The 21,542-nt window shown below is 38.7% G+C and carries 33 protein-coding genes; 4 read left to right on the top strand and 29 right to left on the bottom strand.

The genetic code is table 11. The annotated features are described in order from the left end of the window. Positions 1-47: 47 nt before the first annotated feature. A protein-coding gene (locus BV11031_RS04485; RefSeq protein ID WP_128568258.1) for an IS3 family transposase occupies positions 48-1,396 on the top strand; the annotation gives its coding sequence in 2 pieces (ribosomal slippage) (positions 48-492 and positions 492-1,396; 1,350 coding nt in all). 68 nt (positions 1,397-1,464) lie between these two features. Here the strand turns inward: BV11031_RS04485 and BV11031_RS04480 are convergent. The 15 genes from BV11031_RS04480 to BV11031_RS04425 form a co-directional block, all read right to left on the bottom strand. Beyond that, positions 1,465-1,887 carry a hypothetical protein gene (locus tag BV11031_RS04480; RefSeq protein ID WP_010330959.1) on the bottom strand — a complete coding sequence of 141 codons (423 nt, stop codon included), beginning with the start codon at positions 1,885-1,887 and terminating at the stop codon, positions 1,465-1,467. A gap of 119 nt (positions 1,888-2,006) precedes the next feature. After that, positions 2,007-3,131: a hypothetical protein gene (locus BV11031_RS04475; protein ID WP_010330960.1), complete on the bottom strand. Its 1,125-nt coding sequence runs from the start codon at positions 3,129-3,131 to the stop codon at positions 2,007-2,009. Between the two features lie 216 nt (positions 3,132-3,347). Further along, on the bottom strand, positions 3,348-3,890 hold the full coding sequence (locus BV11031_RS04470; RefSeq protein WP_010330961.1) for a tyrosine-type recombinase/integrase: 543 nt from the start codon (positions 3,888-3,890) through the stop codon (positions 3,348-3,350). After that, positions 3,890-4,339 (bottom strand): ArpU family phage packaging/lysis transcriptional regulator, encoded by a 450-nt coding sequence (locus tag BV11031_RS04465; RefSeq protein ID WP_010330962.1) that lies wholly within the window; start codon positions 4,337-4,339, stop codon positions 3,890-3,892. The genes BV11031_RS04470 and BV11031_RS04465 overlap by 1 nt, the downstream gene beginning before the upstream one ends. Before the next feature lie 238 nt (positions 4,340-4,577). After that, positions 4,578-5,225 (bottom strand): DUF1643 domain-containing protein, encoded by a 648-nt coding sequence (locus tag BV11031_RS04460; RefSeq protein ID WP_129550690.1) that lies wholly within the window; start codon positions 5,223-5,225, stop codon positions 4,578-4,580. 472 nt (positions 5,226-5,697) lie between these two features. Further along, positions 5,698-5,946 carry a hypothetical protein gene (locus tag BV11031_RS04455; protein WP_010330964.1) on the bottom strand — a complete coding sequence of 83 codons (249 nt, stop codon included), beginning with the start codon at positions 5,944-5,946 and terminating at the stop codon, positions 5,698-5,700. Continuing rightward, on the bottom strand, positions 5,943-6,167 hold the full coding sequence (locus tag BV11031_RS04450) for a hypothetical protein (RefSeq protein ID WP_010330965.1): 225 nt from the start codon (positions 6,165-6,167) through the stop codon (positions 5,943-5,945). Before BV11031_RS04450 ends, BV11031_RS04455 begins: the two co-directional genes overlap by 4 nt. After that, entirely contained in the window at positions 6,164-6,490 is a 327-nt protein-coding gene (locus BV11031_RS04445; RefSeq protein ID WP_010330967.1) for a VWA domain-containing protein, read from the bottom strand. Before BV11031_RS04445 ends, BV11031_RS04450 begins: the two co-directional genes overlap by 4 nt. 42 nt (positions 6,491-6,532) lie before the next feature. Beyond that, a complete protein-coding gene (locus tag BV11031_RS04440; protein WP_010330968.1) occupies positions 6,533-6,730 on the bottom strand; it encodes an XtrA/YqaO family protein in 198 nt (65 codons plus the stop codon). Between the two features lie 79 nt (positions 6,731-6,809). Beyond that, positions 6,810-6,965 carry a hypothetical protein gene (locus BV11031_RS22625; protein ID WP_010330969.1) on the bottom strand — a complete coding sequence of 52 codons (156 nt, stop codon included), beginning with the start codon at positions 6,963-6,965 and terminating at the stop codon, positions 6,810-6,812. A gap of 12 nt (positions 6,966-6,977) precedes the next feature. Further along, positions 6,978-7,118 (bottom strand): BH0509 family protein, encoded by a 141-nt coding sequence (locus tag BV11031_RS04435; RefSeq protein WP_128568260.1) that lies wholly within the window; start codon positions 7,116-7,118, stop codon positions 6,978-6,980. A 107-nt stretch (positions 7,119-7,225) separates the two neighbouring features. Beyond that, positions 7,226-7,774: a hypothetical protein gene (locus BV11031_RS04430; protein WP_010330972.1), complete on the bottom strand. Its 549-nt coding sequence runs from the start codon at positions 7,772-7,774 to the stop codon at positions 7,226-7,228. Then, positions 7,771-7,929, bottom strand: a complete 159-nt coding sequence (locus tag BV11031_RS22620; protein ID WP_010330973.1) for a DUF6906 family protein — start codon at positions 7,927-7,929, stop codon at positions 7,771-7,773. Before BV11031_RS22620 ends, BV11031_RS04430 begins: the two co-directional genes overlap by 4 nt. Next, complete coding sequence (locus BV11031_RS22615) at positions 7,926-8,075, bottom strand: hypothetical protein (RefSeq protein WP_010330975.1); 150 nt, start codon at positions 8,073-8,075, stop codon at positions 7,926-7,928. Before BV11031_RS22615 ends, BV11031_RS22620 begins: the two co-directional genes overlap by 4 nt. A gap of 14 nt (positions 8,076-8,089) precedes the next feature. After that, the gene (locus tag BV11031_RS04425) at positions 8,090-8,920 is read right to left on the bottom strand and encodes an ATP-binding protein (protein ID WP_026014560.1); all 831 of its coding nucleotides are present in this window, start codon (positions 8,918-8,920) and stop codon (positions 8,090-8,092) included. A gap of 113 nt (positions 8,921-9,033) precedes the next feature. Between BV11031_RS04425 and BV11031_RS04415 the strand changes: the two genes are divergently transcribed. Next, positions 9,034-9,411: a DUF2513 domain-containing protein gene (locus BV11031_RS04415; protein WP_010330977.1), complete on the top strand. Its 378-nt coding sequence runs from the start codon at positions 9,034-9,036 to the stop codon at positions 9,409-9,411. A gap of 2 nt (positions 9,412-9,413) precedes the next feature. On the opposite strand, the gene BV11031_RS04410 is transcribed toward BV11031_RS04415, so the two are convergent. The 4 genes from BV11031_RS04410 to BV11031_RS04390 form a co-directional block, all read right to left on the bottom strand. Beyond that, entirely contained in the window at positions 9,414-9,650 is a 237-nt protein-coding gene (locus BV11031_RS04410; protein WP_010330978.1) for a hypothetical protein, read from the bottom strand. A gap of 69 nt (positions 9,651-9,719) precedes the next feature. Continuing rightward, the gene (locus BV11031_RS04405; protein WP_010330979.1) at positions 9,720-10,598 is read right to left on the bottom strand and encodes a phage replisome organizer N-terminal domain-containing protein; all 879 of its coding nucleotides are present in this window, start codon (positions 10,596-10,598) and stop codon (positions 9,720-9,722) included. A gap of 212 nt (positions 10,599-10,810) precedes the next feature. Then, positions 10,811-11,140: a hypothetical protein gene (locus BV11031_RS04395; protein WP_003237453.1), complete on the bottom strand. Its 330-nt coding sequence runs from the start codon at positions 11,138-11,140 to the stop codon at positions 10,811-10,813. 45 nt (positions 11,141-11,185) lie between these two features. Then, the gene (locus tag BV11031_RS04390; RefSeq protein ID WP_010330981.1) at positions 11,186-11,383 is read right to left on the bottom strand and encodes a helix-turn-helix domain-containing protein; all 198 of its coding nucleotides are present in this window, start codon (positions 11,381-11,383) and stop codon (positions 11,186-11,188) included. A 200-nt stretch (positions 11,384-11,583) separates the two neighbouring features. Between BV11031_RS04390 and BV11031_RS04385 the strand changes: the two genes are divergently transcribed. Next, complete coding sequence (locus BV11031_RS04385; protein WP_129550689.1) at positions 11,584-11,973, top strand: helix-turn-helix domain-containing protein; 390 nt, start codon at positions 11,584-11,586, stop codon at positions 11,971-11,973. A gap of 223 nt (positions 11,974-12,196) precedes the next feature. On the opposite strand, the gene BV11031_RS04380 is transcribed toward BV11031_RS04385, so the two are convergent. Both BV11031_RS04380 and BV11031_RS04375 read right to left on the bottom strand, forming a co-directional pair. Then, on the bottom strand, positions 12,197-12,427 hold the full coding sequence (locus tag BV11031_RS04380) for a hypothetical protein (protein WP_128568262.1): 231 nt from the start codon (positions 12,425-12,427) through the stop codon (positions 12,197-12,199). Then, positions 12,366-13,550: an AimR family lysis-lysogeny pheromone receptor gene (locus BV11031_RS04375; protein WP_244215806.1), complete on the bottom strand. Its 1,185-nt coding sequence runs from the start codon at positions 13,548-13,550 to the stop codon at positions 12,366-12,368. The genes BV11031_RS04380 and BV11031_RS04375 overlap by 62 nt, the downstream gene beginning before the upstream one ends. Before the next feature lie 304 nt (positions 13,551-13,854). On the opposite strand from BV11031_RS04375, the gene BV11031_RS04370 reads away from it, so the two are divergent. Continuing rightward, positions 13,855-15,012 (top strand): tyrosine-type recombinase/integrase, encoded by a 1,158-nt coding sequence (locus BV11031_RS04370; protein ID WP_010330983.1) that lies wholly within the window; start codon positions 13,855-13,857, stop codon positions 15,010-15,012. A 415-nt stretch (positions 15,013-15,427) separates the two neighbouring features. Here the strand turns inward: BV11031_RS04370 and udk are convergent, their stop codons facing one another. From udk to BV11031_RS04325, 8 genes are all read right to left on the bottom strand, one after another. Next, positions 15,428-16,060 (bottom strand): uridine kinase, encoded by a 633-nt coding sequence (gene udk / locus BV11031_RS04360; protein WP_010330985.1) that lies wholly within the window; start codon positions 16,058-16,060, stop codon positions 15,428-15,430. A 6-nt stretch (positions 16,061-16,066) separates the two neighbouring features. After that, positions 16,067-17,335 (bottom strand): peptidase U32 family protein, encoded by a 1,269-nt coding sequence (locus BV11031_RS04355; protein ID WP_010330986.1) that lies wholly within the window; start codon positions 17,333-17,335, stop codon positions 16,067-16,069. Between the two features lie 18 nt (positions 17,336-17,353). Continuing rightward, entirely contained in the window at positions 17,354-18,283 is a 930-nt protein-coding gene (locus BV11031_RS04350) for a peptidase U32 family protein (protein WP_010330987.1), read from the bottom strand. Between the two features lie 5 nt (positions 18,284-18,288). Further along, positions 18,289-18,942 (bottom strand): O-methyltransferase, encoded by a 654-nt coding sequence (locus BV11031_RS04345; RefSeq protein ID WP_010330988.1) that lies wholly within the window; start codon positions 18,940-18,942, stop codon positions 18,289-18,291. A 152-nt stretch (positions 18,943-19,094) separates the two neighbouring features. Continuing rightward, positions 19,095-20,177 carry an endolytic transglycosylase MltG gene (gene mltG / locus BV11031_RS04340; protein ID WP_010330989.1) on the bottom strand — a complete coding sequence of 361 codons (1,083 nt, stop codon included), beginning with the start codon at positions 20,175-20,177 and terminating at the stop codon, positions 19,095-19,097. A gap of 339 nt (positions 20,178-20,516) precedes the next feature. Further along, positions 20,517-20,798 carry a DUF1292 domain-containing protein gene (locus tag BV11031_RS04335; RefSeq protein WP_010330990.1) on the bottom strand — a complete coding sequence of 94 codons (282 nt, stop codon included), beginning with the start codon at positions 20,796-20,798 and terminating at the stop codon, positions 20,517-20,519. Between the two features lie 17 nt (positions 20,799-20,815). Then, positions 20,816-21,232 carry a Holliday junction resolvase RuvX gene (gene ruvX / locus BV11031_RS04330; RefSeq protein WP_010330991.1) on the bottom strand — a complete coding sequence of 139 codons (417 nt, stop codon included), beginning with the start codon at positions 21,230-21,232 and terminating at the stop codon, positions 20,816-20,818. Between the two features lie 7 nt (positions 21,233-21,239). Further along, on the bottom strand, positions 21,240-21,506 hold the full coding sequence (locus tag BV11031_RS04325; RefSeq protein WP_003225903.1) for an IreB family regulatory phosphoprotein: 267 nt from the start codon (positions 21,504-21,506) through the stop codon (positions 21,240-21,242). Between the last annotated feature and the right edge of the window lie 36 nt (positions 21,507-21,542).

The raw sequence follows: 21,542 nt of genomic DNA, 5'->3' as shown, positions 1-21,542 counted from the left end.
CACCCCAAATTTTAGACACAGTCTAAAATTTGGAGGTGCTTTTTCTTTTGGCTAAATTTAAAAACGAAGAAAAAATCAACGCGGTCTTACGCTATATAAACGGCAACGAGAGTTTGCTTGGGATCGCAAATCATATTGGAGTGCATAAAAGGGTACTCCAATATTGGGTGAGAAAATATCAATATCACAGTGAAAAAGCGTTCTTAAAGTCATATACAAATTATCCAGTCCAATATAAACTAGACGTACTTGACTATATGAATGAACATGGGACGTCTATCTTAGAAACAGCTGCGATATTTAATTTGCCTTCTGACTCAACGCTTTGGAACTGGCAGCACGTAGTACAAACACAAGGAGCAGACGCCCTCAAAACAAAGAAAAAGGGGCGTCCGTCCATGAAAAAGAAAACAGGAAAGCAAGCACCAGCTATAGGATCAATAGAAGCATTACAGGCGGAAAACGAACGGTTGCGTATGGAGAATGAGTATTTAAAAAAGTTGAATGCCTTAGTTCAAAACAAGGAACAATCACCAAACAAGACAAAGCGCAAGTAGTCTATGATTTAAGGCATAAGTATCCGGTGAAAGCACTTCTCAGGCTCGCAGGTATCCCACGCAGCACCTACTATTACTGCGTAAAGCATTTTGATCGCCCTGATCGAGATGCCGACATAAAAAAGATGGTTCAGCTTATTTTTAAAGAACATCAAGGCCGGTATGGATACCGCCGTATTCGTGATGAACTAAAGAATCGGGGACGAAAGGTCAATCACAAGAAGGTGCAGCGCATCATGAAAGCCCTCGGACTAAAATGTATGATTCGAAAGAAGAAATATCGTTCATATAAAGGAACAACCGGCAAAGTGGCGCCTAACATTCTAGCGCGCAACTTTAAAGCTGAAAAGCCAAATGAAAAATGGGTCAAGGACATGACGGAGTTCAAATTATTTGGGCAGAAGCTGTACGTATCGCCCGTATTAGATCTGTTTAATGGTGAGATCATTACCTATACGATTGGTTTAAGGCCTGTTTATTCTCTTGTTTCGGTGATGCTTGATCAGGCATTCAAGCATTTGAAAGATGGGGACAAGCCCATTATGCATTCCGACCAAGGCTGGCATTACCAAATGAAGCATTATAGGCAAGCCTTAAAAGAACGCGGGATTACACAAAGCATGTCCCGAAAAGGCAACTGTTACGATAACGCAGTGATCGAGAATTTCTTCGGCATCCTAAAGTCTGAATTTCTGTACCTAAAAGAATTTGAAAGTATCGAACACTTAAAGCAAGAACTTGAACGATATATTGACTACTACAATCAAAAACGAATAAAGGCAAAACTAAAAGGCATGAGTCCGGTACAATACCGAACTCATGCCTCAAAAACTGCCTAATGAAAACCCGTGTCTAACTTTAGGGGGTCACTTCATTCAAAGGTACGCTTTTTTTGCACCACAAACTTTCATAAAGAGTTTTTTGCTTTATTGTTTAATAATCTATCAAGCTGTTGTATATCAAGTGAATCATTGCTTAAACCAAGTTCTTTTCTCATTAGTAACATAACATCATAAAATAATCGCAACTTTTTAGTATCACTTAGATCCAATTCACCAATGTTTAGAAACAAATCAATAATTTCTTTGTTACAAATTAAAGTTACTTTCATTTTTATTGCAAGTAAATCACTGGCCAGGGCCATCTTATCAGAAGCTTGCGCTCTTACAGATGAAGATATTATCTGAACGAACTCCAAATACAAATCATATTTTTTGTCAAAAATTCTTCTTTTCGTCTCAGCCTTAGTTGTTAGGATATGACTTAAGGCTGCAGTTAATATGACCACAATTATTGGAATAATAATAAACCTCAAAAAATCCCAATTCACTATTACGACACCCTTTCTATTCCGACAAAGCCTTTATATATTTTACTTTTATTATCTATTACCATATTACATCATGGAAAACAAAATGTTGTGCCGTTATCCTGCCACATTTATGCCATTTACATTTTGTTCTTGTTGAGTGTACTTATATGCTGCATTTTTTTAAAGTTAGGTGTTTGATATTGATCCCACCAAAACAAAAGACGTTCATCTTCAGGTAATTTTTCATCTATTGCCACAACAAAATCAACACAATCCTGACAAATACTACATACTTTGTCTTGTGTTAAATTCAGTAACGGTTGCAACTGGGACATTTGATTTGATTCATCTATAAACGCAGATGCATGAACGAATCTATTCCTTAAATTATTGTGTTTTGTGTATCTATTGAAAAGTGTTTTGACTTCTTCATCCTGAGCTATTTCATTATGCAACTTGAATATTAATTTTTTGATTATATCAGTATCGTCTACCTTACTTTTTTTTAAAAAGCCAGCAACCTTCTCATTTCCATTCTTAGATTCATCTGCCTTTATATTATAAAAATAATAATAAAGGTAGGATTCCACAAAAGTTATAGCTAAAATAATTAAAAATCTTGAATTTGAATTTATGCTGTATTCAAGTTCTTTTATTTCTCCCCTTTTTTCTTCTTTTTCCATTGAAAAATGAATTTCCCTAAACTTAGAACTTTTATTGACAAAGTCATTCCATGAATTTATCAAATCGATATAATTATAGTATTCAGGAAGTGTAGGGGTAGCAAAATGATATATATTTATGTCAATCCAATGATGACTCTTTAATTGATATTGCCCTGAATAAAGAAGTTTAAAGTCATATAAATTTTCAACTTCTGAATATAAATAAAGTCTTTTTTTCTTAGCGATAGATTCATTTATAAACCTTCTTAAAAATCCAGTAACTTCATTTACATAATTACTATCTCTCAAATCAAAAAAGTAAAAAGAGCTATCTATTTTTTCTAACAACTCTTCATACATCTCTACTGTTGCAACTCGGTTGCAGTAGTCGTACTTTTCATTCATATCATAAGCTAACTTATAACAATCTGTTCTATAGAATGCCCCATTATGAATAATCTCACCAAATACCCCACACAATAGCAGTTTATAAATCTTTCTAGAATCTCTATTAAATTTTTTTATAGTTGATCTAGATACCAAATCTTTTAGAATTTCAAGCAATGCTTCATCCATTTTTTCATGTATATTTTCCATACTACACCCCCTTTTAATTTTAATATATTTCCAATTCATAATCTATACCAATTACCCATATGTTTTATACTGTGCAACCCGTCGAACTGAGCCAACCCCTTGTCCTCTCTGTTTTTAACCAATACCCCTAAAATGAATTACACGCCTGTTATTTTTGAGGAATTGACGAAAAATGCAAAGAAAAAGGCCCATCCTTGTTGTTTTGGATGAGCCTGGTTATATTTTGAATTTCTTCATAGCGTTGTTCATGGCGTCTTGATTGATTCCAATATACCGCAGGGTTGTCCGTTGGTCTGAGTGATTAAATATCTCCTGCAGCATGGCAACGTCCTTTGTTTGTTTGTAAAAGTGATAACCAAATGTTTTCCTCAATGTATGGGTTCCAATATCGTCTAAACCTACATACTCAGCAGCCACCCTGAGAATCTTGTATGCCATCGACCGGGATATTGGCTTGTTAATCCCTTCACGGCTTTTAAAGAGAAACTCATGATCCTCTTTCCCTTCGATATAGGCTTTAAATTCTCTTTGAAGAGCTGGTGTCATGTCGATTCTCTTTTTCTTTTTCGTTTTCTTTTCTATGAGATTGAAGTATGGCCGTTTAGCGTCTCTTACTCTCAGCTGCAGAATATCCGATATGCGGAGCCCTGAATTGATACCGGTCACAAATAGCATGTAATTCCTCATGTTTTGCTCTTTTAAAAACCTCTTGATGTAGAAGATACATTCCGGATCACGTATAGGCTGAACAAAATTCATTAAGAAGCTGCCCCTTTCTTGTAGACTTCTTCTCTTAGAGCAAATGCCAGCCGGTAGAGAGCTTTTACTTTCACACGATAATAGCTTCGCTGGCTCAGACCCATTTCTGCATACACTTCATAATCGTACATTTCTTCCTGCTTCATATAGAGCATGACAATGATCTGCCGTTCTCTTTGAGAAAGCCGGTTAACAGCCCTTTGAATCCTTTTTAAGAATTTGTCACGCTGAATCTCCCAATCAAGACGCTTTAATGCTGCCTCTTCTGTTGAGGAATGAAACTCATTCGTGATACTTGGCGGAACAATGCTGTAAGTAGGTGTAACTTTTGGCAAAAAATCATCTGGTACCTGTAAGAGATATAACCGGTATTGATCCAGCAGCTTCTCTGCTTTTAATTTAGTCGCTTCTTCGTCAATCTGAGGAATGTTTAATGTTAATTGATTCATATTTTTACCCTCCCGTTTATTTGCGTCTTAAAGCCCCGCCTTTGCCTCTTTCCAATGTTTTCCTATATTAGGCCCATCATTTGCCGCCAAAACCGTTCAGAACGCTCCTGCTCGTTTTTATTGGGCTTTTTCTTCCTCTTCTTCATGATGTCCCTCCGCTCAAATAAAAAACGGACACCAACCAAGTACAGATTTCTCTGTACAGTGATTAGTGTCCGCAGGCGTCTCCATCTTGGACTTAATTGCTTTTATTGTTTTGTTCTAAATCATATTTGTAAGTTGTTAACTTCCATAAATCTTTATTATAATTTCTAAGATGTAATGGAGGATTTGGTGGATCGTTCAATATTTTTAATTCCGTCGGTTTTATTTTCTCGGTATCTTTTAACTTTTTTAGCTTCTCCGTGTTAATCTCAAAGCATTTCAACACATCAACATTATCCTTATTAATTTCTTTCAGAATCTCAAAAACTTCTTTTTTCTCTTTTTTATATTCTCCCCTTGCTCCCCATCCAATTATGATTAAATCAGCTTCAATGCACAGCTTTTTAATATAGAATCGATTTTTCTTAATATATATTTCCGAGTTTTTGACCAGCTTTTTTGGTCTTAAACTTTTATATGGAAACAGGTTTAAAAAGGTTATCGAACCATATCCTTCTTCAACGGCGTAATTTGTAGCATTCATTACTGTTCTATCTGTAATTAAAGCACCCGCTATATTTGGGTTTAGCAGAATGAAAGTTATGTTTTTATCAAGGTTATATTTCTTCGCTTCTAGCGGTTCATAATTTAAAGTTTTTTTTAAATAAAATCTATAATTCTTGCATTTAGAATAACAGGCTATTGTTTCAATTTTCGCATCTTCATAAACTTCAGCAGTCATTTAATTCCTACCCCTTTTCAATTTCTTATCGTCACACTATACATATTTATATCAAACAATGCCAACAAAGGGGCGTACAACGTTGATAAAGGCCAAATTTGAATTTCTGTAATAACTGCCTTGTTAAAGTTGTAAAGAAGCCCTTGTTTATGCATTACTTCCTCCGTAGCACACTAATGCACCTGTTTAGGGCAGCATATATTCAAACAAAATACTTTTTAATCAATATTTAACATAATTTAACCTTTATTTTTTGTTATAATTTTATTGTTTAAGGAGGTGACACAATGATAGGGAAACTAAAGGGTGCTTTTCTCGAGTTGGGTATATTAGTTCTCTTACTTTCAGCATTGGGTATTAGTCTAGTTAAATAACGATTGTTGACAATAACTCTGTCCCGCCGCCACAGAGTTAAACCAAAATACTTTTTCTCCGATAATGTAAAATTCTCGGGAATCCTACCCTCTTCTCCCTATTCCCAGCCGACTGCGATTGCAAAGAATAAAACCAAAACCATCGCCCCGATTAGCCAGCCATTTGTCTTATCACGCTTTGCAATGATTGTTTCATCACCGATCATTTTCAGATCGTCTGACTTTGCCACGAGCACCGGTATGTAATCTGGATGCACTTTCAAATATTCAGCAGCCTGCTCAACTGTCATTGCTTCGTCTTTCGTGGCTTTGACTGCCCGCTGAAGCTCGACTTGTAAAGGAATCATTCTGCTTCCTCCTCGCAAAAGCATTCACTTTCTTTTTCGCGGCAATCTCCACAAATTTTTTCGACCTGCCAACCCTCAAAGCTATACTGTGGCATAGAATAATAATCTTTACCGCAGTTCGAACACGTTACAGTTCCATCGCTGTCCGCATCCCAGTTGGCATAACACTCTTCTTCTATGCAACCGCAGTACGGGGGGCAAATTTGTTTATATGAATTCATTTCACATCACCCTCCAATACATTTTGAGCAACTTGTATCGCAAAATTGAGATTGGTAATGATCTTTTCCAATGCCTGTTTGTATCGTTTCCTATCCCCGCTAAGATGCTGAATCTCCTCCCGAGCCTGTCGGAACTGATAAACCGTTACTTCCTGCTGGCGCTTGTTTTCCTCAATAATCTCCTGCTGCTTCACAGACAGTTCAGTCCGATCAATCAGAAAGTCAATATGCTCTTTAATCATCCAATATTGATCTGTTGGCTTAGCATTTTCATAGCCTTTTAGTTTTGAAATACTCGCTTTAATTTCCTGCAATTTATCCATGCCCGTTCCTCCCATATCGCAGAGAGGACTGGCCCCTCTGCGTCACATTTTATATCCGATCTCAAAATCAATTCTTGAAAGATTGCCTTTTGATGTTTGCACGATAGTTTTCCCGTGCTCCGGCATTTCCGTTAATTTGAATGATCTATTGTTTCCGTCAATCACAATGACGTAATTTTTATCATCTTCAATTTGATTAATTAACTGTTCTAGATTTTCTATATGTTTTGGACAGTTCACTGTAAACGCCCCCGTATGGTATAATAAAAGTGTCTAGTTTTTATTGTTTACCATACGGGAACGGCTGATCAGTTGGCCGTCACATCCAATCGTTCAACGGGAAAACTTGCAGCTTCGTCTGTGGTTCTTCTGTTGGGATGATTGGATGTTTTTTTATATACTCCAAACGCTCCTCTTCCGTCATAACCCATGTAATGACTTCCCCATGCTGACGTAAGTCTTTATTTTCTGTCATGCCCTCGCCTCCTTATTCTTCGTTTAATTGTTTGATGCGCAGATTGTAAAGCGTCTCAATTTCATCGTCTGACTGGCGTTCCAGAAATGCTTTTCCGTATCCACCCAGAATAGTGAGCCATTCAATCAAGTGCTGGCCTTCTGTCCATTCCAACGGTCTCCGCTCCCTTCTTGATCAATAATTGCATCGCAGCATTTTTATAGTCAGCCGGGCATTCTTCATACCGCACAATGATCATAAGCTGGTGAATGGTTGCTTTCTCAAAAGGGAAGGCGCTGCCTGATAAGATCATGCTCTGTCGCATCCTTTCCGAGAAGTCCGTTTTTCCGCGGATCAATGAAACCTTTGCCCGCTTGATCAATGATCAGGAATATCACTTCATCAATGTCTCTATTAAGCCGCTTTGAAATCCAGATGATAGAATCATTGGCTTCCCACATTTCACGGAATCGCTTGATCTCCCAATCATTCCAGACGAAGTTTTTTTCGATGAATGGAATATACACCGGACTATCCTGCACGAACCGCCGCAAATTATCTTTTTTATCTCTCAGATGCTTTCTCCTGATGGAGATTCGCTTATTCGCATTTAACCCGTAGGGACGTGGCGGAAGCACGCGGCCTCTTGCAAAGTCTACGATCAGCAAAATGATTTCATCCGGCTTTCTGTTCAGCAGCTCAGCAATGTCATAAATGGATTTGCCGTCGTACCAGTAATCAACAACCTGACGCATTTGCACCAATGACCATTCAAAATTAAGGTCAGTCAAAGCGATTTCTAACCGATCAGCAAGAACCGCAACGCTCATGCCAAACACTTCCTTACCGTCCCGGTATACCGATGAACAATGATCAATCTCTGCTCATGCTGCAGGTTTTTAGAAACCAGCCAGTTATTTGGATTCAAACCGTTTTGCTTGATAATGTCCTTTTGCGAGCGTGTTGGGCGTTTACCGTGTTTCACACTACATTCCTCCTAGAGTTTTGATAGTCTGCTATTTTCTGATCAATGTGAGCAATAAGATTATTAATCTCTTTTTTGCGTTCAGCGTCAGTAAGCTTCCGTTCTGGCTTGAGCTCCCAAACGCCGGGCATCACTGCTTGTACCACTTGTTTCCCCCCCTTTAATTCAGCAGAGCTGGTTTCTTACGCCCTTTGTCCTTTTGTTTCTCGACAAAATCAATCTGTTCAAGATGGGCTGTAAGGCGGTTGACGGTCTTTCTGTCATAAAGCTTTGCTAAAGCAACGCCGGTAAGATTTGTTGTCACTATCGTCACCTTGCCTTGTCTGCCAGTAGAGACGCCATACCAAACTCTTGAGATGAAATCAGGCGCCGCCCTGTTCTCATTATCTGTGTCGCCTACTTCGCTCCCTAAGTCATCAATGACAAGGTAATCGACTCGTGTAAGCAGCTCGATTGCCTTGGACTCCGTAAGCTTTTCAGAATCATCTTTGAAAGAACTTTTAATACGCCGCATAAGTGCGTCACTATTAACGAAAAGTGCTGATTTTGCATACTCTTCTGAACTCTTTTTGTTCAGTTCTTTCAGAGCTGCTATTGCCAGATGACTCTTTCCGGCATTGGATTCGCCAGTTAGAAATATGTTCATGACCACGCCCGCTCTGATCTGATCAACCAGTTCAAACATCCGGCGTTTGTTCTGTGCATCCTCATTGTTATAACAGTGAAAGGTTTCAAATGTTGCCTGTACAAGAGTTGGATCAGCAATAAGTGAATGTGTAGAAAGAACCTTTCTCTCTACCTGCCGGCGCCATGCCTCGGCTTCTTGTTCGATCTCCTTATTGCGCTGTTCCCTTTCGCACATTGGGCATTTTACTGAGCCGTCATGCAGCTTCATCAGTTGAACAGGATAAGGCTTTTCTTCGCTGCTGATAATTCTTGTATGTTTATTGCAGTAGACAGGATTTCCAGCTTCATCAGTATGGAATGTCATCCTCCGAGATATTTCGCCCTTGACTGCGGCTGCCCGCTTCCTTGTGATTTCCTCCATGTGATAAGCCTCCTTTTTGGTATAATGTTCCTATCGTTTAGATAGGAGGTGAAATTATGAAACTAAATCATGATTGCGTTCGATCATTATTGCTAGAATTCGAAAAAAAACTCGGATTAAATGACACTATTTATTTAGAACAAATCAAGTCCTTTGAGACTTTTCAAAATTATGGAGAAGATCAAACTCTTTATTGTATTCTTAAACTCCTTGAAGCTGAGTTATTAATAGGATCAAAACAATATGCAGATGATAAGATAATATTCATCGGTATATCTTCCATTTCTTTTTCTGGTCACGAATTTCTAGACAATATTAGAGATGATGGTATTTGGAAAAGCACAAAAGAAAAGGTTTCAAAACTTGCTAGCGTGTCATTACCAACTTTGTCTCAAGTTGCTGCTGCGTTTATTAAGTCAAAAATCGGACTATAATTTTATTGGTTTTGCTCATCAATAAATTTATTTAAGTCTTTTAGAAACCTATTGAACTTTTCAACATTTGAATTGTGACTAATGAATAAGAATTCAACCTTTAAGGAACTTGTTAGATTATCAGTTTGATTTGCACTGATCCTTTGCTGTTTAATTTCATAACCAGCAATACCGACTGAGTGGAAAAGCTTTTGACCAACCTCTGTTGCCGCAGGGGTTGAGTTATTTTGTTTGTCCATTTGTTTCTCCTCTCAAGTGATATCAGTTTTATACAGAATGCGATGACCTAGACAGGATTGCTGTCCTCATCAGTAAGGAATGTCATCCTCCGAGATACTTCGCCCTTGACTGCGGCTGCCCGATCCCTTGTGATTTCCTCCATGTGATAAGCCTCCTTTTTGGTTTAGATAAGACTCGAACTTTGTACCGAACAATGTTTCAGGACGTAAAAATCTATTCATAGCAGGATCATTGAGCCATTCCTCTGTTTTTACTAGAATGACATGTTTAAAATCTTCAAAGCGAAAACCTTCGTTCCAGCGTGCCTTGATGTCTTTTTTTGTTTTAGGTGTAGTATGCCGGTATCGTGTACCCGCTACTTTATTCAATAGATCAATGATCAGTTTGTATGGAATCTCTTCTTTTTCTTTTTTTGAAGAAGATGCGCCGTCGGGTTTACCCGACAATATATCTTTATCTAATTCTTTATCTATATCTAATTCTTTATCTATATCTGTTGCGTGACTCGGCGTGACTTTTTCCGTGACGTCACGTGACATACTTTTATCCACAGATAAAAGCTTTTGCTTATCCCTTTGTCTCTGCTTTCTTATCCTGTTTTGCTCCCTGATTTCTTCCAATCTGTCAAGATTTTGATACTTTTCCCAATTTGAAATTGAAATGTAATTGTCATCAGTAATGTCAATCATTCCAAATTGTCTAAACGTTTGCAGAGCAAGCCTTACTGTACCCAAAGGACGTCCAAAAATAGCTGCAAGCATTTCTTCTGTATAAGGTATGTTTTCGCTTAAATAAATGTATCCAGAAGCATTGGTTTTCCCAGCTTGAGAAAGTAATTTGACCCAAATAATTAAAATCGTATCTGATTCAGGCATTTGCTCTATTAACTTAATTTTTTCATCCTCAAACATCTGAGTGCTTAACTTGATCCACTTAACCTCAGACATTTTGTTCAATCCTTTCCGACTTAGTTAAAGGCCAGGGCGATCTCTTTCCGTTAACGATGACTGTTCCCAATAGATTGTCAGCTCTTTCACTTCGGATAACCTTTCCGTCTTGAGAAAGAATTTTATCCAAAGCTTTTTGATGAGTTGACTCAGATTCACTGATCACTAAATGAAATTTGTTATTTTGCCAAACATGACTTACTAAGAACATTTCATCCAATCCTTTCCGCTCTAGTGCAATTTTTTTGAGCAATCCACGCCTCGACTGCACGCCGCGAAAACCTCTGTTGTGTTTTTCCTGAACCGGGCCGCCCTGGCAGCTCAAATACCGGAAAATCTGGCTGACTAAAATATAATTCTTCTGCTGTTCTGGCTGTGCATTTCAAGATCCCCTCATACACTTCTTTTTTAGTCAGAAGTTGATCTTGAGAGGACAAAACCGAAATCATTTCTTGAATTTTAGGAATCAAAGCCGCACTCACATTTGCAATTACATCATTTGTAATTCTTTCGATATCTGATTGTTCGAGTTCAATTTTCATATTGTTCCTCCAAGTATTTTTTATTTCCTCACAGGAAACTAAATGTTAAAAAAAATGACTCATTGGAATATTTAATTTGCGGGCTATTTTTTCTATACTTGTAATACTTGGGTTTACTTTCCCGTTTTCAATCTTCGAAATATATGATGCTGAAAATCCAAGTGACCCTGCAAACTCTCTGAGTGTCTGCCCTTTTTGCGTTCGAATTGCTTTGACTCTGTTTCTGAATTTCGAGATATTCATTTATTCACCTCTCTCATCAGTTTCCTGTGTGGAAACTAAGAAAACTATAACACCTTATCTTGGAATTGACAACCCCTCTCTTACGATAATTTGTATACTATTTGTCAACACAGGTGTTATAATGTCTATAATACAGGTGATAAAACTAATTAGATATTTTACACATAAAAAACTTTTAAATGGCGAAATAAGGTGATTATTTGAATAAGAATATAGGTGCCAATATAAAAAAATTACGTGAAGAAAAAGGTTATGGTTTAGTTCAAGCAGCTGAAGGCATAGGAATATCACGAGGTTATTTATCTAAGTTAGAAAAAGGTACGCAATATCCATCTGTTAAAACAATAGATAAGATTGCCGAATTTTTTTCTGTTGATCGTTCTTACTTTTTTACTGATCTTGACAACTTGGATCAATTCTCGGAAGCTGAAAGAGAAATTACTTTCGAGCGTGACTTGTCTATAGAAAACCTTAGAAAGAAATATAACCTAACTATGGAAGGCAAAGAGGTTTCTGATGATGAAATTAATGTGATGTTAGAAGTCTTAAAAGCGTATAGAAAATCAAAGGGTAGTTCAGATATCGATTGATTCATCTTCAGCCAGCTGTTTAATTTTCTCCAGTAGTTCATCAAGTGAAACATCTTTTTTCATTTTTCACTAACCCCTTATACGAACGTTCGTTCTAATTATAATCGAATACACTTATAAAATAAATATGTTGAGAAGGATTTCCTATTTTCTCATTTTGTCAAAATAGGAAATCCTCTTTAAAAACACGAAAGACGTTGCCTATGTATATGGCAGCGTCTTTTTAATAAAATATAGCTTTTTCTTCTTTTGGTTGTGGTGTTGGTATTTGTGTCGGTGTTTCTCTTTTTAATTTAAAGCTCATGCCAACTGGAGGATCAGCCAGTTGTTTAGTTTCTGTTGATGGAACGACTATATTGCTCTTTGAACCCGGAGCATCCGTACTATTTGCACTAAAAACAAATGCTAGTGCTATTGCTAAAGTAATCAAAACTCCTATAATTGTCTTTTTCACCAATTTTCACCTCCCTTTTTAATATATTATAATCAACTCCTAATTTTAGCAACTCCATTTTTGGTAGATTTGCTCTAAAGTAATCTTTCTTTTCGCCAAAAACATGTAACGATAACAGCAGTTTCTCCTGATTCTTTTCTCTTCTCCCGTCAAAATAAAAAGCTAAGGCTGAATAATACTTGTCATCATAAAAATATTTCAAATTAGCTTTATTGACAACAGATTTAATAAAATCAGTCACTATATATTCTTCCGGTACGGGTCTGTTCCAGAATAGGTTTGTTATCGCTAATTGTTCACGTAAGTCATTTGCTACAAAATATCTTTCTTTCGTGTTATTTAACTGAATTCCTTTATTGAGAAAGTTTGATGTTTGCTCGTATGATTCAAATAAATAAGATAAACCCAATATAAAATATCCATTAGTCACAGAATTAACACTAAAATTTCTTTCGATAAGCTTTTCAGCAATCCTTCTGGATTTATCTATTTCATTTTCAAACTTAAGATACATATTGGCGAGTGCTTCATCTGTGCGGCTTAAAAATGCTTTTTTAATAAACGGATCTTTCATTTCAGGAAGCATATTGTGAATTTTTCTTATGTAGTGCAGAGACAAGTCATACTTCTCACTATAATAAAAACAAAGCATCTCAAGAATTTGCAAAAGTGTTTTTAAGTCATCAGAATTAGGTTGCAGCTCTTTCAACATTTCAAGATAATCAACTTCACTATAAACACGATTGTGTTTTGACCATAGTTGCCACTGATAGACTATTGCCCATTCCTTTAACTCTCTGTTATTTCCGTCCAATGTTTTGTTAAGCAACATACAAGTGACTGAGTCCAAACTTTTTGAATGAGCATATTCAAAAGCAGTTTTTATATTCTTCTTAGTCGCCTCAAGACAGCATTGGCGCATGATATCGACCTCGTTATCCTTATCAAGATAACGCACTATCTCCAACACCATCCAAAGTGAAATTTCTTGCCCATTCAAAAACTTGCTTAAGTGGGCAGCACTAATCCCAATTTTATCGGCAATCTCTTTCTGTTTTTCATCCGAAGACTCAATTATACGCTTTAAATGATTTCTAACATCAACTATACCTTCACTCATCATAATCACCATTTCAAAATTAATTTAACATACTGAACCAAAAAAGATTGTCGATTAATGACGAAAGAGTCAAAGAAAGAACAAAAAATTTAAATATAAATAATTTTCCTATTATTCTTTATTATACCATAATTCTGATTAAAAAGATATATTTTATATGTTATTTTAATTCAAAATTAATAGAATCAATTATTATTGATTTACTGCCTTAGTATCAACTTCGTGTATTTTTTCCTACAAAAACAATATGTAACATTGCATAATAGTATTAGAGTTATATTTTAGAAAAAGTTTGGAGGGAATACCCATGGCGAGTTATAGGAAGCGTGGGGATAACTGGGAATATAGAATCACTTACAATGACCCTATAACCAGAAAACGTCGAGAAAAAACAAAAAAAGGCTTCCGAACAAAGAAAGAAGCTATGATTGCAGCTGCAGAGGCTGAATTAAATATTGACCAACAATTCTATGAGAAGAACGATTCCATTACAATTTCAGAGTATTTAGACTTGTGGTTTGACACGTACAAACACACTGTAAAAGAAAGCTCGTGGAAGGCCCGGAAAGATAGCATGGTCATCATAAAAAAACATATCGGAAGCATCAAGGTGAAAAACATCAATGCGTCTATGTATCAAAAATTTCTGAATGACATAGCCCCTGATTATGCAAAGAACACGCTAACAGGCGTACACCAAGTTTTTAAGATGATGACTAAAAATGCTATGAGAGATCAATACTTCAAACTTGATCCGCTTGTGGGGATTCGTTTGCCTCGTGCAAAAGACGCTGAACGAGTCACAGATGATCAGGATCTCAAAGACATTAAATTCTGGGAGAAGGAAGAGATATCTAAATTCCTACAATGTGTAAAAAGGAGAGGACGGCCGCAAGATTTAGCAATGTTTGTCCTGCTCGTTTATTCAGGGCTTAGAATTGGTGAAGCTGTAGCTTTAAAATGGGACAAGATAGACTTCGAGGAATCAATCATACGAGTCCGCTATACGTTGTATCAGCAAGGCGGTCTGAGAGACAATTATAAATTGCTCAGTCCCAAAACTTCATCATCAATACGAAATGTTCCTGTGCCGCCCCAAGTCATCAACCAATTAAGAATACTAAAACATATACAGAATCACATCAAAATGGAAAACCGAGACCAGTATAAGGATGAAGGCTTTGTGTTCACAGACAAAACCGGCCGCCCTATCCCTGCCCGGAATTTCAATTATAAATTAGACACCTATATAAAAAAATCCGATGTCACCCGGATCACGCCCCATAACCTAAGACACACGTATGCATCACTGCTGATTGACGCAGAAGTTAAATTGAAGGAAGCTCAAAAACGTTTAGGACATGCTTCCTCCAAAACAACATTAGATATTTATTCGCACATCATGAAAGATACCAAAACTGAAGCAATCGTTCAATTCAATGCTGTTGCAAATGAAATCTTTTAAAGACTTTTCCTAACCTTGTTCTTGAGTTGGTTTTAAGTTAAGTGTGATCAATAGTATAATAATAAAAAGGAAGGTGCTGTAAATGATGAAGTTGAGGATGAACTATGTAGTATTGTTCATTATTTTATCCGAAGGGTTTCTTATAGCAGGTTTTGCATTAGAAAATGTCCTTGACTATTCATTGGTGATCGGAATCATCTTACAGATCATATGTGTTATTTGTGCCTCAATTTTCGCAGTCAAGAACAATAAGAATTCAAACAGGACACAGTAAGGAATTGCTGTGTCTTTTTCATGTTATTATCGAGGTTCTAAAGAGCAATAGAATGAAAAGAAAATACATTGTCTTAAAAACTGTGGGCAAAAAATGGGCAAGATCATATTTTTGACCTTGCCCACCCACTTCAAAAGCTTATTACATCAGGTTATTCTCTAGTATCGTCTGAATCTTCGTGACCATCAGATCAATTGCGACGTGATTCTGTCCGCCTTCCGGGATAATAATATCAGCGTATCGTTTCGTCGGTTCAACGAATTGGTTATGCATCGGGCGGACAACTGACACATACTGTTCAATGACAGAATCAATAGAGCGGCCGCGCTCATTAATATCTCTCATAATCCGTCTGATGATACGCAAGTCGGCGTCTGTATCCACGTAAAGCTTGATATCCATCAGGTCACGGAGCCTTTTGTCTTCAAGAACAAGAATGCCTTCAAGGATAATAACATCCTTTGGCTCTACGTGAACCGTTTCTTCTGAACGTGTGTGAAGCTTGTAGTCGTAAATCGGCTTTTCAATCGCGCGGTAATTCAATAGATCCTGAATATGCTCGATTAAATAGTCATTATCAAACGCAAGCGGATGATCATAGTTTGTGTTCAGCCTTTCTTCAAATGGAAGATGGCTTTGGTCTTTATAATAAAGGTCTTGCTGGATCATTAAAATCGAGTGTCCTTTAAATTGTTCATAAATAGACCGTGTGACACTCGTTTTTCCTGAACCGGAACCTCCTGCGATTCCAATGACTACTGGATTCTTACCCATGGGTTGTTACTTCCCCTTTCTCATCATGTTGCTCGGATAAATCTTTTTGTCTAGTTTGAATTTGACAATTTGCAGGGGATGGCGGGCAGCATCTAGCTCATTACCGTCTTCGTCCCAAATGGTTTCAATCGTATGTGTAAAGTTGTCGATTTCCGGACCGAAAAATTCCACTTCGTCGCCTTTTTTGAAGAAATTGCGCTGTTGGAGCGTAACCATTTGTGTGTCTTCATCATAATTCAGCACTAAGCCGACAAAATCAAACGTCGTTTTTTTGCCGTGCTCGCCGAACATTTGCTCTTCATAGCCTGGCGTTCCTTCAAAGAAAGCTGTCGCAGTGTCCCGGTTGGCGCACTTATCAAGCTCTTCAAGCCATTCTTTTTGAATCACAAAGTGATCCGGATCAGCGCAATAAGCGTCGATGACTTTTCGGTATACGCTGACAACTGTTGCTACATAGTGAATGGATTTCATGCGTCCTTCAATCTTTAAGCTGTCGATGCCCATTTCGATCATTTTCGGAATGGATTCAATCAGCTTCAAATCTTTCGGGCTCATCGCAAATGGCGCATCTTCTTCACCATACAAAGCAACGGCATTGGCACCGTCAGTTTGATACAAATCATAATCCCAGCGGCATGACTGGCAGCAGCCTCCGCGGTTGGAATCCCGCGCCGTCATGTGATTGCTCAACACGCAGCGGCCGGAATATGCGATACACATCGCGCCGTGAATAAAGGATTCGATTTCGATATCTACCTTTTCTTTCATTTCTCTGATTTCAAGAGCGCTTGTTTCACGTGCCAGCACGACGCGGTCCAGACCTTCTTCCTTCCAGAACTGGACAGCCTTCCAGTTTGAAAGAGACTGCTGCGTGCTCAAGTGCACCTCAACATTCGGGGCCACTCTGCGGCATGTTTCGATGATCAGCGGATCTGCCACAATAATGCCGGCAACGTTGGCATCTCCAAGTGCTTTCAAGTATTCTTCAAGCCCGTCCATGTTTTCATTATGGGCAAAAATGTTTGTCGTTACGTAGATCTTCGCGCCATATTGTTTTGCGAATTCAACGCCTTCTGCAATTTCTTCGATTGTAAAGTTATCGGCATTTGAGCGCAGACCGTATTCCTGTCCTCCAATAAAGACCGCGTCCGCTCCGTAATGAACAGCGATTTTCAGTTTTTCAAGATTACCGGCGGGTGCGAGAAGCTCCGGCTTTTTTGTAATTACACGCTTACCATTGACGATTTTGGATATTTTATCATTTACGGCAGTCATAGCTTAACCTCCTTTTCATTAATAAACCGTTTCTTTAAAGAAGAATCCGGTATCGATTTTTCTGTTAACTGGCTGGATGCTTTCAATGCGTTCGATCCAGTCTTCTTTTTTCGCTTCATATTCGTCACGGTTTTCCACACACAGATCAATGGCTTCTCTGTACATGTTGGTGACTTCAATTAAGTATTCCGGCGATTTCAGGACACCGTCGATTTTGAAAGAATCAATGCCGGCATCTATCAATTCCTCAAGTTCATCAATAATGCACACATCGTTCGGGCTCATGATGTGCGTGCCGTTTTCATCTTCGAAAATCGGGTATTTATTATCACGTTCTTTATCGTGCAAGAACAAGCCTGATTCTTTTTTCTTTCCTTCAATGTCCATGACTTTGCCTTGGTATTCAAAATAGTTGCCAATTAAAGAACGCTTTGATTGGAACATGCACGTCATTCCATGCACGTGGATTTCAATTTCAACTTCAGCGTTTTCTTTGATCTCCACAATGCTGTCCATGTTTAACTCTCTGGCAAGCACAGAACGCGCCGCGCCTTTTCGTCCCCAGTAGTTGCATGTATAGTAGTTGGTGCCTGTCGTTTCTGTGCTCCAATGAAGCTTTAGGCCGGGCGCAGATTCACGGGCAGCCATCAGCACGGCAGGATCGCCGAATACCGCTGCATCGACACCGGTTTCCGCTAAGAAAGCCAGATATTCGCCAAGCTCTCCCACTTTATCGTTATGAAAAATGGCATTTACGGCAACGTATACTTTTGCTCCTTCTTTGTGTGCAATTTCAACCGTTTTTGTTACATCATCACGAGAAAATTCCCCCGCTAATCTCAAGCCGTATTTCTGTTCCCCAACTAAAAACGCAGTTGCCCCCGCCTGTATCAGCGGCAAAATGTCCGCCGCACTCGTCGGCGTCACTAAGAGCTCTGGTTTTTTCATGACATTCACCTCTTCTTTTTACTAATCGCAAGTCCGTCCCCGACAGGAATAATCGCAGTTTGATAATCGGGATGATTCATCAGCCAATGGTTATATTCATCAATTTTTGTTATCAGCCTGCGCCTTCTTTTCGGTTCTATTTTGCTGTAATCCTCTGCCACCAGACCTTTAAACAGCACGTTGTCTGTTAACAGCACCCCGTCCGGTGAAAGCATCGGTTCATATAAATGAAAAAAGTTTTGATACTGGCCTTTTGCAGCGTCAATAAAAATGACATCATAAGGCGCGGTAACATGAACGGCGTCGGCTAATTCAAGCGCGTCTCCGTAAAAAACATGAATTCGGTCATCAAGCTGAAACTCCTTGATATTGTTTACCGCTTCTTCATGCCGTTTGTCATTGCGTTCAATTGTATATATTTCAGCAGACGGCAGCTCCAGCGCCATTCGAATGGCGGAATAACCAATGGCCGTTCCGATTTCTAGTATTTTTTTCGGCTGTTTCACAGACAAAATTTGAAGCAGCACCGCCATGCTCCCTTTTTCCATAATCGGGACATGATGTTCTTCTGCATATGCTTCAAGCTTCTTCACGTTTTCCGGCCGAGGCTTCAATAATGCTTCTATATAGTCATTTATTCGTTCATACCGGTCAGTCACTACAAACAGCCTCCCGTTCTAAAAAGGAGTGCCCCAGTCTTTTTACACAGGACACTCTCTGAATACATCATGATACATCGGTAAACAACCCGATATATTTTATCATAAAACCTTGCGGAAAGCGAACAAAAGGAGAGCTTTTTGCTCCCCTTTTATTGCTCATTTTTTGAGAAAATGTATTTTTCTTTTGCTTTATTGTGCTCTTTTAGCGTTTTTGTAAATACGACCTCACCACTTGATTTCGCCAAGAAGTACAGATAGTCCGTTTGCTCTGGATGCAACGCCGCTTCCCATGACGACATGCCAGCGTTAGCAATCGGTCCTGGCGTCAATCCCGGGTTTTTATACGTATTGTACGGTGAATCGATTTCCAGATCCTTATAAAGAACGCGATCTTTATGCTTGCCTGCGGCGTACAGTACGGTCGGATCTGTTTGGAGCGGCATTTTCTTCTTCAGGCGGTTATAAAAGACGCTCGCAATTTTATGGCGATCGACTTTTTCAGTCGCTTCTTCTTCAATCAATGAAGCCATCGTCAGCAGCTTATGCACGGAAAGTTTATTTTTCTTCATTTCTGCTTTATATGTTTCTACATAAGAATTTGTCTGTTTAACCATTGCCGTAATCATGTCTTCAAGTGACGTGTCCGGATCATGAAAAGGGTATGTAGCCGGGAATAGGTACCCTTCCAGCGGATGCTTTATATTTTTATTGAAAACATCGTTTGTCACAGTGTCCGGAAACTCTTTCTTCAGCTGATGAATAAATGTTTCATCGTCCAGCTTCGCCATGACTTGTTTTTTTGAGTATTTCGTTTCATCGGCAATAGCGGCCGCGATTTGTGTCAGCTGTGCTCCCTCAGTTACTGTAATCTGAAAGGCATAGCTTGTAGCCCCGCTTGTCAGCTTATGAATAATGGCATCTACATCCATTCCTTTATTCAAATGGTAAAATCCCGCCTGAAATCCGGAAGCGCCTTTAAATTTTACATAATACTGAAATGCCTTCTCGCTTTTTATGACGTCGTTTTTCTTTAATATCGATGCGATGGCCGAAACAGACGAGCCGCTCGGAATGTTGATGTCCACTGTCGCTTTGCTGTCTTTTTCAACAGGTTCCAGCATTGTTTTCTCATATAAAAATGCCCCGCCAATGATGAGAAGCAGCACAATAATGGAAGACAGTATGATTGTTTTTTTATTGAAAAATGATTTTTTTTGCCGATTGATATACATTAGGTCCCCTCCCATCAGGTCTTATACTACATGATTCATTGGATTTCGGCAATTTATTACAAAACAAGGGTGAACAAGCCCTTCATACAGCAGAGAAAAAGCCGGAGCATTATGCTCCGGCTTTCAGCGTGTCGACAAACCCTCGCATTCGTTGTCAGGCCTGCGCGTCGGTGCTCACGAATCCCTACATTCGCTGTGCTCCGATGCTCGCCCTTCCTAGACTTCAAGGGTTTTCAATCACGCTGAAAAGATGACAAAGTCATAAAACGAAAACCGTTTTATGACTTTGTCAACAATCTGAAGCCGGAGCATTATGGCTCCGGCTTTGGACGCGGTGTTTTATTCTTCGTCTTCGTCCGCTAAGAATGTGTTAAGGGTTTCTTCAATCATATCCCATTCTTCGTCAGTTTCGATCGGATATAGCTCACCGTTTTCACCGTCTTCGTTTGGCGTGAAACTGGAAGCAAGAATTTCTACTTCTTCATCATCTTTTGCTTCCATTGGGTAGTACAGCACATAAGACTTGCCAAACTCTTCGTTTTCAAATGTAAACAGCACTTCACAAAGCTGTTCATTTCCTTGATCGTCAACAATTGTAATATTATTTTCGCCGTGTTCCATTTTCTTCACCTCTGGCTTTAATTTAAGCTGTCAAGATATCCTTGCAAAATCATAACAGCCGCCATTTTATCAATGACTTTTTTTCGTTTTTGCCTGCTGACATCAGCGGCAATCAGCATTTTTTCAGCCGCCATTGTGGTAAGACGCTCGTCCCACAGCACAACAGGAACATTGTACGTTGTTTCAAGGATTTTCGCAAATGTTTGGCTGGCTTCGCCTCTCGGGCCGACTGTTCCATTCATATTTTTAGGAAAGCCGAGCACGATTTTATCTATAGTATACTCCTGAATCAGATCAGATAAACGTGATAAACCATAATCGCCTTCAGCTTCATTAATCTTTATGGTCTCAATGCCTTGAGCAGTCCAGCCCATTTCGTCGCTCAGAGCAACACCGAGTGTTTTGGTTCCTAAATCGAGTCCTAATATTCTCATTCTTTATTTACGCCTCTTTATGTTGTTCTAAATAAGACTTTACCAATTCCTCGATTAATTCGTCTCTTTCAAGTTTGCGAATTAAATTACGAGCGTCACGATGCCTAGGAATGTAAGCGGGATCACCTGACAGCAAGTATCCGACAATCTGATTGATTGGATTGTAGCCCTTTTCCTGAAGCGCGTCATACACTGTAATCAGCACCTCATTTACGTTAGTCTCAGCAGAATCATCGGAGAAATTAAATTTCATCGTTTTATCAAACGAGCTCACCGTTTTGCACCTCTTTCCCAAATTCGCAGGCAAAGT

This window comes from Bacillus vallismortis (assembly GCF_004116955.1).
In the GTDB taxonomy this organism is placed as follows: Bacteria; Bacillota; Bacilli; order Bacillales; family Bacillaceae; genus Bacillus; species Bacillus vallismortis.
Note: the sequence above shows the minus strand (reverse complement) of the source record. Positions and strands in the feature narration are given on the sequence as shown.